Annotated in this window: 13 protein-coding genes and 1 pseudogene; 6 read left to right on the top strand and 8 right to left on the bottom strand. The window is 52.4% G+C overall.

The annotated features are described in order from the left end of the window. Positions 1–94: 94 nt before the first annotated feature. A pseudogene (locus BP727_RS13580) lies at positions 95–710 on the top strand (4Fe-4S binding protein). A gap of 203 nt (positions 711–913) precedes the next feature. Here BP727_RS13580 and mobB read toward each other — a convergent pair. The 5 genes from mobB to BP727_RS08530 all read right to left on the bottom strand — a co-directional run bounded on the left by mobB (position 914) and on the right by BP727_RS08530 (position 5,406). Continuing rightward, on the bottom strand, positions 914–1,348 hold the full coding sequence (mobB, locus tag BP727_RS08550; RefSeq protein ID WP_013720150.1) for a molybdopterin-guanine dinucleotide biosynthesis protein B: 435 nt from the start codon (positions 1,346–1,348) through the stop codon (positions 914–916). A gap of 6 nt (positions 1,349–1,354) precedes the next feature. Beyond that, a complete protein-coding gene (locus tag BP727_RS08545; RefSeq protein WP_286858321.1) occupies positions 1,355–2,548 on the bottom strand; it encodes a M20 family metallopeptidase in 1,194 nt (397 codons plus the stop codon). A gap of 96 nt (positions 2,549–2,644) precedes the next feature. Then, the gene (gene gpmI, locus BP727_RS08540; protein ID WP_286858319.1) at positions 2,645–4,174 is read right to left on the bottom strand and encodes a 2,3-bisphosphoglycerate-independent phosphoglycerate mutase; all 1,530 of its coding nucleotides are present in this window, start codon (positions 4,172–4,174) and stop codon (positions 2,645–2,647) included. Between the two features lie 30 nt (positions 4,175–4,204). Next, positions 4,205–4,840 (bottom strand): protein-L-isoaspartate O-methyltransferase, encoded by a 636-nt coding sequence (pcm, locus tag BP727_RS08535; RefSeq protein ID WP_286858318.1) that lies wholly within the window; start codon positions 4,838–4,840, stop codon positions 4,205–4,207. Positions 4,841–4,842: 2 nt separating this feature from the next. Further along, positions 4,843–5,406 (bottom strand): HVO_0476 family zinc finger protein, encoded by a 564-nt coding sequence (locus tag BP727_RS08530; RefSeq protein ID WP_276837379.1) that lies wholly within the window; start codon positions 5,404–5,406, stop codon positions 4,843–4,845. Positions 5,407–5,550: 144 nt separating this feature from the next. On the opposite strand from BP727_RS08530, the gene BP727_RS08525 reads away from it, so the two are divergent. Then, entirely contained in the window at positions 5,551–5,763 is a 213-nt protein-coding gene (locus BP727_RS08525; protein ID WP_286858315.1) for a hypothetical protein, read from the top strand. 251 nt (positions 5,764–6,014) lie between these two features. Next, positions 6,015–6,698 carry a hypothetical protein gene (locus tag BP727_RS08520; protein WP_286858313.1) on the top strand — a complete coding sequence of 228 codons (684 nt, stop codon included), beginning with the start codon at positions 6,015–6,017 and terminating at the stop codon, positions 6,696–6,698. Here BP727_RS08520 and BP727_RS08515 read toward each other — a convergent pair whose 3' ends face one another. Then, a complete protein-coding gene (locus BP727_RS08515; RefSeq protein WP_013720143.1) occupies positions 6,699–7,385 on the bottom strand; it encodes an N-glycosylase/DNA lyase in 687 nt (228 codons plus the stop codon). 78 nt (positions 7,386–7,463) lie between these two features. On the opposite strand from BP727_RS08515, the gene uvrB reads away from it, so the two are divergent. Both uvrB and BP727_RS08505 read left to right on the top strand, forming a co-directional pair. Next, positions 7,464–9,440, top strand: a complete 1,977-nt coding sequence (gene uvrB / locus BP727_RS08510) for an excinuclease ABC subunit UvrB (RefSeq protein WP_342766277.1) — start codon at positions 7,464–7,466, stop codon at positions 9,438–9,440. 63 nt (positions 9,441–9,503) lie between these two features. Next, positions 9,504–10,910, top strand: coding sequence for an MATE family efflux transporter (locus BP727_RS08505; protein ID WP_273272018.1), 1,407 nt, complete (start codon positions 9,504–9,506; stop codon positions 10,908–10,910). A 13-nt stretch (positions 10,911–10,923) separates the two neighbouring features. Here the strand turns inward: BP727_RS08505 and BP727_RS08500 are convergent, their stop codons facing one another. Then, positions 10,924–12,048, bottom strand: a complete 1,125-nt coding sequence (locus BP727_RS08500) for an RNA-guided endonuclease InsQ/TnpB family protein (RefSeq protein WP_273272017.1) — start codon at positions 12,046–12,048, stop codon at positions 10,924–10,926. 152 nt (positions 12,049–12,200) lie between these two features. Here BP727_RS08500 and BP727_RS08495 point away from each other — a divergent pair, with 152 nt between their 5' ends. Beyond that, positions 12,201–12,395, top strand: coding sequence for a hypothetical protein (locus BP727_RS08495; RefSeq protein ID WP_273271919.1), 195 nt, complete (start codon positions 12,201–12,203; stop codon positions 12,393–12,395). A 114-nt stretch (positions 12,396–12,509) separates the two neighbouring features. Here the strand turns inward: BP727_RS08495 and BP727_RS08490 are convergent, their stop codons facing one another. Beyond that, complete coding sequence (locus BP727_RS08490) at positions 12,510–12,731, bottom strand: hypothetical protein (protein WP_286858304.1); 222 nt, start codon at positions 12,729–12,731, stop codon at positions 12,510–12,512. Positions 12,732–13,023 lie beyond the last annotated feature (292 nt).

Genomic DNA, 13,023 nt, shown 5'->3' with positions numbered 1-13,023 from the left:
TTTTCTGCGGGAATACCCCTGACAGACAGTCGGCCAAAAGCTCTTTAGGATTCCCTGCCCCAAGCAATCAGGTGACTTCAATGGAGAACCTCTCATGAACATCGAATCAGTAAAACTGGTGTATTTCTCGCCGACGGGAACCACCAAAGCAGTGGTCCGGGCTATTGCTCATGGAATCAGCCACGAAAACGTGGAAGAATTGGATATCACCAGGCCGGCTGCAAGGATACAACCGTTGCAGACCTCGGAAAAGGAATTGCTCATCGTGGGCGTGCCGGTGTACATGGGAAGGGTGCCGGCACTCCTGACCGACTGGCTGCATGCAATCAGGGCCCACAATACCCCTGCGGTCTGCGTGGTCGTTTATGGCAACCGAACGCATGAAGATGCACTCTCCCGAAATTAAGGATATCCTGGCGAAGGACGGATGCGTCAAGGTCGTCGGAAGGGCCTGGATCGGAGAGCATTCATTCTCGAGGTGAGTGATGCCTGTATCCAGTGCGGGATCTGTGCAGAGGCATGCCCTGTAGGTGCCATCGCCCGGACCACAGCGAGGTGATCGATACAAATAAATGCATCACTTGTTGCGCCTGTATCAAGCTCTGCCCGGAGAATGCGAGGACGATGAAACCTGGCCTGGTCAGGGACGCGCGTCCAAGAGGCTGCATCTCCGGCACTGGAAGCGAAAGGAGCCGGAATGTTTTCTATGATGAGCACCGCATGCTAATAATGGCGGCTCTTCGCTGAATTATGCAGGTGAGTTCAGGCAGAGAATGTAGCCTCTGTGACTCTGTGGTTGGGCCAGTGCATCGTGATTCATCACTGAGGCACAAAAGATACAGAGAATTTGCGATTCAAGTTCACCCATAACAAACAGCGAGGAGCCACAATTTTTTTCGCTGAGGTCAATTCTCTAGCCCGCTGTTTTGTAGTCCTCCATCCCCCGGACCATCTCAGCGAGCTCCGCCACCAGGTCCTCGTCCACCTCAGGGAGCCTCACCCTTCGCACCATGTTCGACACCTCTATATCCGCCATGACGATCTTGAATAGAGAGCTGTTCTTGAAGCCCTCCACCACCGCATAGTCCATCCCCTCTCTCTCCAGCTCCGCCAGGGCAGACTCCAGGTCTCCCCGATCCCGTCTTACCAAAAGGCGCGCCTCGCCCAGACCTATGACCACATCCGCCCCAGCATCGAAGTGCCTTCTGGTGTCCCCCCGGTCCACGGGATGATCGACCATGTTCTTGACTGTCCCCACCTTTCCGTGCTTTGCCAGGGATCTTACCAGCGCCTCCACCAGGGTGGTCTTTCCCGTCTTCTTGGTCCCGACAACCGCTATGACCTTCATATCAGACTACTGCAATAGCTCAATTAAGAATTTGGTATACCCTTCCAGATCAGCTATGCGCACGTTCTCATTTGGAGCATGGATATTGCTCTCCAGCTGGCGGCCCACGCCGTAGACGCAGGTGGGAATCCCCGTCTTCTCTGTGGCATAGGCCTGGTCTAAGCTTCCCTGGGCTGCTGAGAGCTGGGGCATAAATCCCATCCTCCTCTCCACTGCTTCCCTCACCTCATTCACCCAGGCATGCTCCGGGTCAACGCTCATGGGCGGATATCCGGGATAGAACTTCAGCTCAAAGTCGATACCCTCTGACCTCAATGGCTCCAGCGCCCTCTCGATCTCCTCCATCGCCTCTTCCATCCTCTCCTCCGGTATCACCCTGCGATCCCCCCGGAGAACGCACCTATCGGGCACTATGTTCTCTTTGACCCCTCCATTGATCATGGTGATATTGAGGATTGGCATGAGGTTCTCTATTCCCACCGATTTCACCGGCGAGCTGGCGGGAAGGCGGGACCGTCTGGCTTGTACCACCTTCTTCAGGTCTATAAGCCTCTCCATGACCAAAATCGACCTTTCTACCGCATTGACCCCCAGGAAGCTCGATCCGCTGTGGGCCGACCGACCTTTAACCATTACATCCCAGGTTATGATGCCATTGCTCCCGATCCCCACGTCATCGGAAAAGCCATCCATGCAGAGCATCAGATCCCCTTTCACCTGGCCCAGATCAGTCAGATAGCACAGGCCGGAGTAGCCTCCAACCTCCTCATCGGTGGTCAAGAGAATGCTCAGATTGTACTTGGGCTTTTTCTTGGACAAAAGCGCCTTCAGAGCAGCGACGAGGGCCGCGACCGATCCCTTGCAGTCTGAGACCCCCCGGCCATAGACCCGGCCGTTCTTCTGCACCGCACAGAATGGATCGGTGTCCCATTCGCCCTCTGCCGGCACCACATCCAGGTGGGCATATATCACCAGGGTCTTTTCCGCTCCAACCGATAAATCGGCCTGGAGGTTGTACCGGTCTCCTACCAGCCGGCTATCACTGCATTTGGCGGCAAATACCTCCGCGGGCATCTTCATTTTGGTCGTCTCAAATCCCATATCCCTGAATATGGGCTCCAGCCACTCCACTATCTCCTGATAGCAGTCTCCTGGAGGGGCGACCGTCCTGAAGCTTATTATATTCTTAAGCAGATCCATAAGATAATCTCGATCTGGAAGAATGGACTCTTCTGGCTTTGAATCTTCTCGCATCTCTAATCCCTTCTCTAAACAGCTAATTACCAATTCAGCAACCTATAAAATGCTTCTGAGATTTATGAGAGTCCTTCCGGTCATGGCCTCGGGCTGGGGAATATGCATTAGCTCCAATGCAGTCGGTGCCACATCAGCCAAAATTCCGTCCTCTCGCAAGCGGTAGCTTTTCCGGTCAGAGGTGATCAAAGAGATGGGCACCGGATTGGTGGTATGGGCAGTATGGGGCTGGCCTGTATCGGAATCCTGCATCTTCTCTGCATTGCCATGATCTGCGGTCAGAAGGACCGCTCCGCCCAGGCTCAGTATCCGGTTAACGATCTCACCCACGCAGCCGTCCACCACTTCCACTGCCTTCACCGCTGCCTCAAATATGCCGGTATGGCCGACCATATCCGGATTGGCGAAATTGAGTACGACCAAATCATACCGGCCGGAATCGAGACGGGCAAGGAGCTCGTCCCGGACCTCATAAGCGCTCATCTGGGGCTGCAGGTCGTAGGTTGCCACTTTCGGCGAGGGTATCAGCACCCGATCCTCCCCCGGATTGACCTCTTCCTTCCCCCCATTGAAAAAGTAGGTGACATGGGCATACTTCTCAGTCTCAGCTATCCTCAGCTGCTTTAATCCTGCCCGGCTGACCACCTCTCCCAGGGTATCAATGAGGTTCTCCGCTGGATAGGCCACCGGTGCGTTCAGGGTGGCATCATACTGGGTCATGCAGGTGTAATGGACCCGGATCGGTTTGGTGGCGAACTCCTGAAAATCCTTATCCACAAAAGCGCGGGTTATCTCTCGGGCCCTGTCCGGCCGGAAGTTGAAGAATATGATGCTATCCCCATCATCCACCATGCCCTTATCATCCACCACTGTGGGCATGATGAACTCGTCGTTCTCCCCCCGATCGTATCCCTTTCTGACCGCCTCTTCTGCGCTGTCCGCCCGCAGACCCTCGCCATAAACCAGGCAGCGGTAGGCCTTCTCTACCCTCTCCCAGCGGCGGTCCCTGTCCATGGTGTAGTAGCGGCCGCTCACAGTGGCCGTGCTGCCGGTGCCCGTCTGAGAGAATTTCTCCTCCAGATCCCGGAAATAGCCAAGAGCGCTGCGTGGAGGCACATCCCGGCCATCTAAAATGGCATGCACGAATACCCGGGAGAGATCCATGGATCTTGCCATTTCCAGGAGGGCGTAAAGGTGAGTGATGTGGCTGTGCACCCCACCGTCGGAGAGAAGGCCGATCAGGTGAAGCTTACTGCCCCCCTTCCGGGCCAGATTCATGGCCTCCTGCAGAACGGGATTACTGGCAAATGTGCCATTCTCCACCGCCAGGCTGATCCTTGTCAGGTCCTGATAGACGATCCTTCCCCCGCCCAGGTTGAGGTGTCCCACCTCGGAGTTTCCCATCTGGCCTCGGGGCAGGCCCACCGCCAGGCCGGATGCCTTGAGGGTGGTGGTGGGATATTGCTTCCACAATCGCTCCAGGTTGGGTTTGCGGGCATTAGCAATGGCATTTCCCTCCTGGGTGGGGCTTATGCCGAAACCGTCCATGATTATTATCGCTATTGGCCTCATCTTGTCAGATTGATCATTCAGCCGAATATATCAAATCTGCCGTTCTCCAAATCCCTCTTTGCCGATGAGGGGGACGAAGATCACTCCCATCTTTTCCTCCACGGCAAAGCCGTTTTTCCTGGTGACCAAGACCAGCTCCTGTGATGTCTCTCCAACCGGAAGTATCATCTTCCCTCCCACCCGGAGCTGCTCTTTTAGGGGTTCGGGAACTCTGGGAGCTGATGCAGCAACGCTGATTCTATCGTAGGGAGCATGCTCTGGAAGGCCCAGGCTGCCGTCGCCCTCAACCACGGTTACACCTGCAATTCCTGCCGCCTGCAGATTTTTTCTGGCGGCAAGAGCGAGATCAGGCATCCTCTCCACCGAATAGACCTGGCCCTCAGGACCTGCAAGAGCTGCCAGCACGGCCGCATGGTAGCCGCTTCCACCGCCCACCTCCAGGATCTTCATTCCCGGCCTGACATCAAGAAGATCGCACATTATAGCCACCATATGGGGGGCGGAGATGGTCTGGCCCTGGCCTATGGGCAGGGGAAGGTCCTCATAAGCCCTATCTCGAAGCTGCGCAGGAACGAATTTATCTCTGGGAACGCGGGCCATGGCTTCCAGGACAGATTCATTTATCCTGCCTCGCATGCCGTCAAATAGCCTTTTGCTCTTTTCCATAATCAGATCTCCCGTCCCCAAACCCGAACGATGTCTTTGGCCTCAGCCGCGTCGGCAAATCCCTCTCCACGCAGCTTGATCTTGACTATGATGAACTGGAAGTTCTCCACCCTCCTTTTCTCGCCCACCTCTAAGAGTTCATCTCCCGGAACTGTGATCTTAAGGGGATGGCTCTTGCCCCCTCGAAATACGGTTATCCTCAGCGGCACCTCGTCCGTAGCCCTTGCCCAGACGGTCTTCACAGTCTCGGCAAGAGCGCTCCTGACCCGGCGATCCGTCTCCAGAGAAGTGATCTGGGTCATCACCACATCCTTTGTTGGATCGTCCACCAAAAGCTCATCTCCGACGTTCAGCAACTCATTTGCCCGGATGGTTATAAAATGGGGCAGAGCGCGGTCATCCCAATTGACGATCACCTTGAGGTTGACCAAACGCTCCCGTTTCACCTCAACCGGATGAACAGTTCCGCAGTCATCGCAGCGAACTAGGTTCTCCTGTCCGGATTTAATCAGGGTATGGTCGGTATCAGTGCCGCAGGCTGGGCAGAAGATCTGATCTTCAAGCATAGAATACTGTTGTCCTTTGTGGTATTAAGCATGACCGGAATGGATGAGGGAAAATGAGTCGAGATGATCTGCACTGCTTAATGCATCTATTTTCAGTTTCTATGCAAGGAAAAATTTTTTAAGTAAGATGTTCAATTAATACTTATGACAAAAATGGATAAAGATGGGCGGGATAGATCCGGCAGGGGAACGGATGAGTGTTGCCTCATAGCGGAGAGCATGATCGATGAATTGCATCAGATCACAATATCTGAGAGAATGGCCACCCCCTCGGGTGGCGGAAGGAACAGAGTCTCATTCAAAAGAAAGATAATGCAGCAGATAAGAAATGCCAGGAGGTTGGCTACGGTCGGTTGAAAATAATACATAATACATCCAAACGTTTTATATAATTTCTATTCTAAATAAAGCACTCTCATTCAAAATAACTATCATATTTGGTGAAAAATATATCACGCTTAATGATAAGTACTTAAAGAGCTTATTCGGAATATAATCGGGCTATTTGTTTGCAGTCACAAATTCAAATCATTTAAAATTATTTAAATTATGTGAAAAGGGCCTGCGCCGCGCAAACTATAAATATTAATTTAGCGAGTTACTATAGTGTGAACTCCAAATCATGCTCCATCCCGCAGTCGTGCTCTGAGCTGGAGATAGACCTCAAGAGGCTCGACCGCACGCTTCAGGCCGCTCACAGAAGCTCTATAGACATAAAGGATGCCTATGACTTCTATGTCCTCGCCCTAAAGGAGTTCAACAAGGAGAACCTCTCCGACTCATTTCTCTACTGCGATCGGGCGAACTATGAGCTCACAAGTGCCGTCAACGAGGCTAAGATCAATATCAGAGGCTCCCGGTTCCATAGCCTGAGAACGATCTCCTACTTCTTCCAGCTCTACGGCCTTTATGCTATAGTATTTGCCGTACTGGCCATCCTATTTTTCAGCATGCTGATCTATCAGCATCCTCAAGCGAAGATTCTCGATGTCCCTCTCTGGTCCTCTTTCTTCGCCGGCCTGGGGGCATCAGCTCAGATCCTCACCGGAGTGGCAGAAGACCTGCGCCGCTACGGCCTGGCCACCCGGTACAAGAGGCTCTGGTATATGGCCATACCCCTGATCAGCATGGTCTTCGGTTATATGGCCTATCTGATATCCAGCTCTGGACTGATAGCGCTGAATGACGGTATCGGAGATGGGGTCTTCAGCATAATGTTCATCTGCTTTTTAACCGGTTTCCTGACCAAATGGATAATAAACAGGCTCTCGCGACTGTCCAGGGATATTTGATTACTTGAATATCTCTCCCGCTTCCTTGTACCAGAGCAATAGATCAAGCTGGCCCATCGGAATTCCCGCCTGGGAAGAGAAGGCGGTCATTTGCCTCTCGATCTCAATGTAACGCCTCTTGGTGGGCGATTCGGGAACTTTGTCTATCACTCCCAGCAGGGCTAGATTTTTGAGGATATGCCGGTCGAGAATAGCCAGATCCTCCCCCAGGCCTATGTTCCTCAAGAAATGGCTGGCCTCCTTATAGCCAAGGCCCAGGACGTTCGCCACCAGCCACTCCCGGGCAGCGGCATGACTGGGAAATCCTGCCAGAGTGGTGCGAAGGGATCGATGGCTGAACATTGACCGGGCAAGACATACATACTCCGCCTTCCGCTGGTTGAACCTCACGCCCACCAGCTCTTCTTGAACCTGGCATGGCTCACCAGAAGCGATAAGGCACTTTCTCTCCAGCCTCTCCACCGCCCTCCAGCATATTCTGGCCTTGGACTGAGGGGTGAGAAGGCAGAACACCATCTCACGGAAGAGGTCCTCGTCGCTGGCCGTCTCCCATATGCGCTGAAACTCTGCCAGTCTCTCCTCGATCTGATCTTTTATTGGATCATAGAGCTCATGCAGATCCTGGACGGAGAGGGGCTCGCTTTTTACACTCTCCGGGTTTAATTCTTCTTTGATTTCTGATTTCATCCCTCTTGACCTCTGTCTCCGGATTATTTAGCCATTGTGCAGGGCAAAAGCTATTAGCACCAAGGATTATGCCTGCCAATGAGCATGGCAGAAGATTCATTATCCCAGCACCGTCCGGTTGAGCAGCAGTTCCGCCTCCACTCTAGCTTTGCTCCCTGCGGCTCCCAGCCGGAGGCCATAGATCAGCTTGTTTTGGGCCTGCAAAGGAATGAGAGGTTCCAGACTCTTATCGGAGTCACGGGATCAGGCAAGACCTATACGGTAGCCAATGTCATTTCACAGGTTCAGAAGCCTACCCTTGTGATCGTCCACAACAAGACCCTGGCTGAGCAGCTTTACAATGAGTTCAAGGAGTTCTTCCCGGATAACCGAGTTGAATATTTCATCTCTTATTATGACTACTATCAGCCGGAGTCGTATATCCCCTCAAAGGATCAGTATATAGAGAAGGACTCTCTCATCAATCCCAAGATAGAGCAGATGAGGCTGGCCACCACCGCCTCGCTTCTCTCCCGCCGGGATGTGATAGTAGTGGCCTCCGTTTCATGCATCTACGGCCTGGGCAATCCCGAGAACTTCCAGAGCATGGGGTTTGAGCTGAAGGTGAATGAAAGGATCTCCAGAAAGGATATCCTGGAAAGGCTGGTGGACATCCTCTATGAGCGCTCAGACCTGGACCTCTCTCCGGGACGCTTCCGGGTCAACGGCGAGACCATCGATATCATCCCCGGCTACTTCAACAACATCATTCGAATTGAGCTCTTTGGAAATAAAGTAGAGAGGATCTCTGAGGTCGACAGGATCACCGGCAAGAGAGTCGAGGATATGAGCTACTTCTTCGTCTATCCGGCCAGGCATTATGTCATACCGGAGAACGAGCTGAAAGCGGCGGTCGACTCCATAAAGGCGGAGCTGAACGAGAGGCTTCAAGAGCTTGGGATGATCGAGGCCCACCGGCTCCGGCAGAGAACAATGCATGATATGGAGATGATAGAAGAGACCGGAAGCTGCAAGGGAATTGAGAACTACTCCCGCCATTTTGACCGCCGCCAGCCAGGAGAGCCTCCATACTGTTTGATCGACTATTTTCCCGATGACTTTCTGCTCATAATCGATGAGAGCCATCAGACCCTCCCCCAGCTCAGGGCGATGAACAGAGGCGACCGATCCCGCAAGAAGAACCTGGTGGATTATGGCTTCCGGCTGCCCAGCAGCTATGACAACCGGCCGCTCGATTTTGAGGAGTTTGAGCGGTTCATGAGAAATGTGATATTCGTCTCTGCCACCCCAGGAGGCTATGAGCTCGAGCATTCGAAATCCCCAGTGGAGCAGATCATCCGCCCCACCGGCCTTCTCGATCCGGAGGTGGAGGTCCGGCCCATCGACGGGCAGGTGAAGGATGTGATGACGGAGATCTCCGGAGTGATCTCGAGAGGGGATCGAGCACTGGTTACCACCCTCACCAAACGGCTGGCAGAGGAGTTGACCGATTATCTGAGCCAGAATGATATTCGGGCCCGCTATCTGCATTCAGAGATTCAGCCTCTGGAGAGGACGGAGATCATCCGTGAGCTGAGGCTGGGCAAATTCGATGTCCTGGTGGGAATCAACCTCCTCCGAGAGGGGCTGGACATCCCCGAGGTGGGGTTCATAGGAATTTTAGACGCAGACAAAGAGGGATTCCTCCGGGATGAGAAGAGCCTGATCCAGACCATCGGCCGGGCCTCAAGGAACGCCAACTCCCGGGTGGTCCTCTATGCGGACCGGATGACCGGCTCCATAAAGAAGGCGATGGAGACCACGGAGAGGCGCAGATCTCTGCAGATGGCATACAACCAAGAGCACGGCATCATCCCTCAGACCATCAAGAAACCCATCCGGGAAAAGGTGGTGGAGATCACCGACACCAGGCATATTCCAAAATCGGATATTCCAAATGCGATCATCGAGCTGGAGGCGGAGATGATGGCAGCGGCGGAGCGTCTGGAGTTCGAGAGGGCCATTCAGCTCCGGGATACCGTCCGCAGGCTGGAGAGGGAGATGAAGGTGGCTTGAAAAGAGACTATAAGCCGCATCTCCCTTTCCAGAGCTGTGAATTCAAAGGACCCCTGTGATCGGATGAACGATGGAATCGAAGCTAGGGGGGAAGAGGCCCAAAAAGAGATTACCAGAGGGGTTTCCCTGTTGATCGGAGAGCCGAAAAAGGCCCTCTTGAAGCTCTCCGGCCCTATGATCGTCGCCATGTTGATCCTTGCCGCCTACAATCTGGTGAACGCCGTCTGGGTGGCAGGCCTGGGATCGGATGCCCTGGCTGCAGTAGGATTTGTGACCCCCATATTCATGGTGGTGGTTGGCCTGAGCAACGGCCTGGGGGCAGGGGTTTCTTCTTCCATCTCCCGCAGGATAGGGGCACAGGACAAAAGAGGGGCGGATAATACCACCATGCATGCCCTCCTGCTGGTTTTGCTGGTCTCAATGATACTGACAGCAGTCCTCCTCTTAACCCTGGAGCCTCTCCTTTCCGCAATGGGCGCAGGCTCCTCTCTTGGTCTGGCCATGGAGTACGGCAATATCGTCTTTTCCGGATCCATATTTATGGTCTTCACCAACATCGCTTATGCCATCCTGAGAGGAGAAGGGGATACAAAACGCACCATGTACGCCATGGGCGCGGGATCGCTGATCAACGCCGTCTTGGATCCCATTCTGATCTACTGGGCGGGGATGGGGATAGCAGGAGCAGCATGGGGCACAGTCATATCTCTCTTGATCGTGGCCATGGTACAGATCTACTGGCTGATCGTCAAGAAGGACACCTACGTTTCCCTGTCCCGGAATGCCTTTGTCCCCAGCAGAAAAGTGATGAGTGACATCCTCAAGGTGGGGATTCCGGCCAGCGTCGAGTTCCTCCTTTACTCCATAGATGCCATCATCATCAACAGCATGCTGGTTCGGGTTTCGGGAACGGACGCTGTAGCCGTTTATACTGCAGGCTGGCGGGTGATAATGATGGCCACCATTCCTCTGATCGCCATTGCCACAGCAGAGATCTCTGTGGCAGGAGCTGCAATTGGCGCCAGAAGATATGGCAACTTGCCGGTTATTCATAACTATTCCACAAAGCTTGGCTTCGCCATTGGAACGGTCACCGCCCTCATCACCGGCATATTTGCCCCTCAGATAACCATGTTTTTCACCTATACCCCTGAGAGCGCTCATCTTGCCGGAACAATGGTGGCATTCATGCATGTGATGTGCCTGTTCTACCCATTCATGTCCCCGGGAATAATGTCCGCCTGCCTCTTCCAGGGGGCGGGCAAAGGTCTCACCTCCCTCTTGCTCAATGTCCTCAGAGATGTGGTTCTCATTACAATGGTAGCCTTCATCCTGGGAATGGTCTTGGGGCTGGGTCAGGAGGGGATATGGTGGGGAATCGTGTTTGGAAACATAGCAGGAAGCCTCCTGAGCTATTTATGGGCCAGGCTCTATATATCCCGGCTGATGAAGGTTAAAGGGACCGCGTGACTACTCCCGCCCCTTAAAAGGGGCAGGCTTCTACGGTTTTGATTCCGACAGATTGTAGTCCCAATCTGAGTATATTGATTGCTGCATTCCAATCTCGATCCACCGAAAGCCCGCATTGAGTACAATTATGGAATCTCTCAGATAGATCTTTTTGAACCAGAATACCACACCTAGAACACATCTTTGACGTATTCCTTGGATCTACTAAGACAACCATCGAACCGGCTCTCTCAGCCTTGTAAGAGGTTAAAGTCACTAGCATATTCCAAGCTACATCATGGATGCTTTTAGCTAGGCAATGGTTTTTAGTCATTCCTTTGATATTGAGATCTTCAAAAGCTATTAGGCCAAATCTCTTAACCAGATCATTGCTAATCTGATGAGCAAATTCGTATCGTTTATTTGCTATCCGCTCATGGACTCGCTCAACAACCTTAAGAGCTTTCTTGCGATCTGGAGTTCCTTTAGGAGCCTTAGAGAGTTTCCTTTGGGCTCTAGCTAACTCGTGTTCTTCTTCTCGGAAGAACCGAGGATTAGATATCTTCTCGCCATTTGAAAGTGTGGCAAAGGATTCTAGACCGACATCTATGCCAACCAGAGTGCCATCTTTCCAAGGTGGTTTAGGCTGGTCTTCAATTTCAACTGAGAAGCACGCATACCATTTCCCAGTTGCTGCCCGGCGAACAGTTAGCCTCTTGATCTTGCCTTCTATGGGCCTATGAAGATTGATCTTGATATTTCCGATTTTTGAAAGATATAGTTTCCCAGAATCGATCTTAAACCCTTTTTGCGGATAGGTAAAAGAATCGTATCGACCTCTGCCTCTAAATCTTGGGTATCCAGGTTTCTCCCCGGCCTTGACACGCCTTAAGAAGGCTTTGAGCGCCAGGTCCACCCGCTCATGGACGTTCTGAAGAACCTGGGAGAAAACATCTTTAAGTTCCGGCTTATCAGCTTTCCATTCTGGCAGCAGGTTATTGGTTTCGTACTTGCTTAGAGATTTACCTTCATTCTCCCATGCATTCTTACGAATTTCCAAAGTTTTGTTATATGTCCATCGGCATAGATCCAGGGTCTGCTCCATCTTTGTCCTTTGGGACTTGGTTGGATAGATCCTAAATTTATATGCCTTGAGCATAGACCCAGTTAAGCTGTTATGATATATATAGTTTTACAGCTTAACTGAAGAACTCACGGCATTCATCCCCCCATAAAGGAGAGGGGTCTTCTGCCTGCTTTTCTATAAAGGATTAGATCACCTATTTATATGATTGATCATATCTGCCAGGTATGGTCGGTAGGACAAAGGAGCGTCTCTACGCTCTAGTGCTTGCGATCGTTGCCCTGTTTGCGTTATGGTTTATCCTCTCCCGGCTCAGGATTATTGTGGTGGCCTTTCTGCCCTGGTGGATGCTCGCTCTTCTTTTCCTTGCCGTTGGGGTGGTGCTGTTTCTGGCAGTAGATCGGCTGATGGGTCGCAGCTAGCATATCTGGCGGCTGCGCAAGGGAAAGCAGATCGTTGATCGGCTGCTATATGGCCCGCCGGAAGGGCGGGCCTCATTTGACCTGTCCGGAAACGCATGATCTGTTAAAAATGCTTTAGCTCTCCAACCAGAACTCCTGCGGCCACAGTCCCTCTTCCTGGCGAGCTTCGGTTTGTGCCTCTGGCAGGCGGCTGGAGATCATATCTTCTACCTCCTCCAGGTTGATTCTGAATACCTCCGCCAGGATCTCCATTGCTGCCTCCAGCTCCATTGCCTCAAGGCCTCCATGAACTGCCCTTTTATGACGCCTGGTGAGCTGCTCGAAGACTCCTGCCATATTGGGAATCTACTACGTGTAAGTTTAAGTATTTTTGCTAGAAATTGATAGCTGAAAAGCATTTTTACATAATAGAAAGTATGAATAAGATACAAAAGACAGAATGATGATTTCTGGGGCAGGCAATCCAGGGGCTCTCTATGCCCTGCTAATGAAGTGGGGATGGATTGGACAGCTTTTGTGAATCCCTTCTGTGAACGGGAAAAGCTTGATACACTGGAATCTGCACCTATTAGCCTATGGCAGCATCCTCTCTACTCTCAGTCATCTGCATCTGGGGCAGAAAAGAGAT

It is taken from the genome of Methanosaeta sp. UBA356 (assembly GCF_002496465.1).
In the GTDB taxonomy this organism is placed as follows: domain Archaea; phylum Halobacteriota; class Methanosarcinia; order Methanotrichales; family Methanotrichaceae; genus Methanothrix; species Methanothrix soehngenii.
This window is presented reverse-complemented; position numbering and strand designations above follow the sequence as displayed.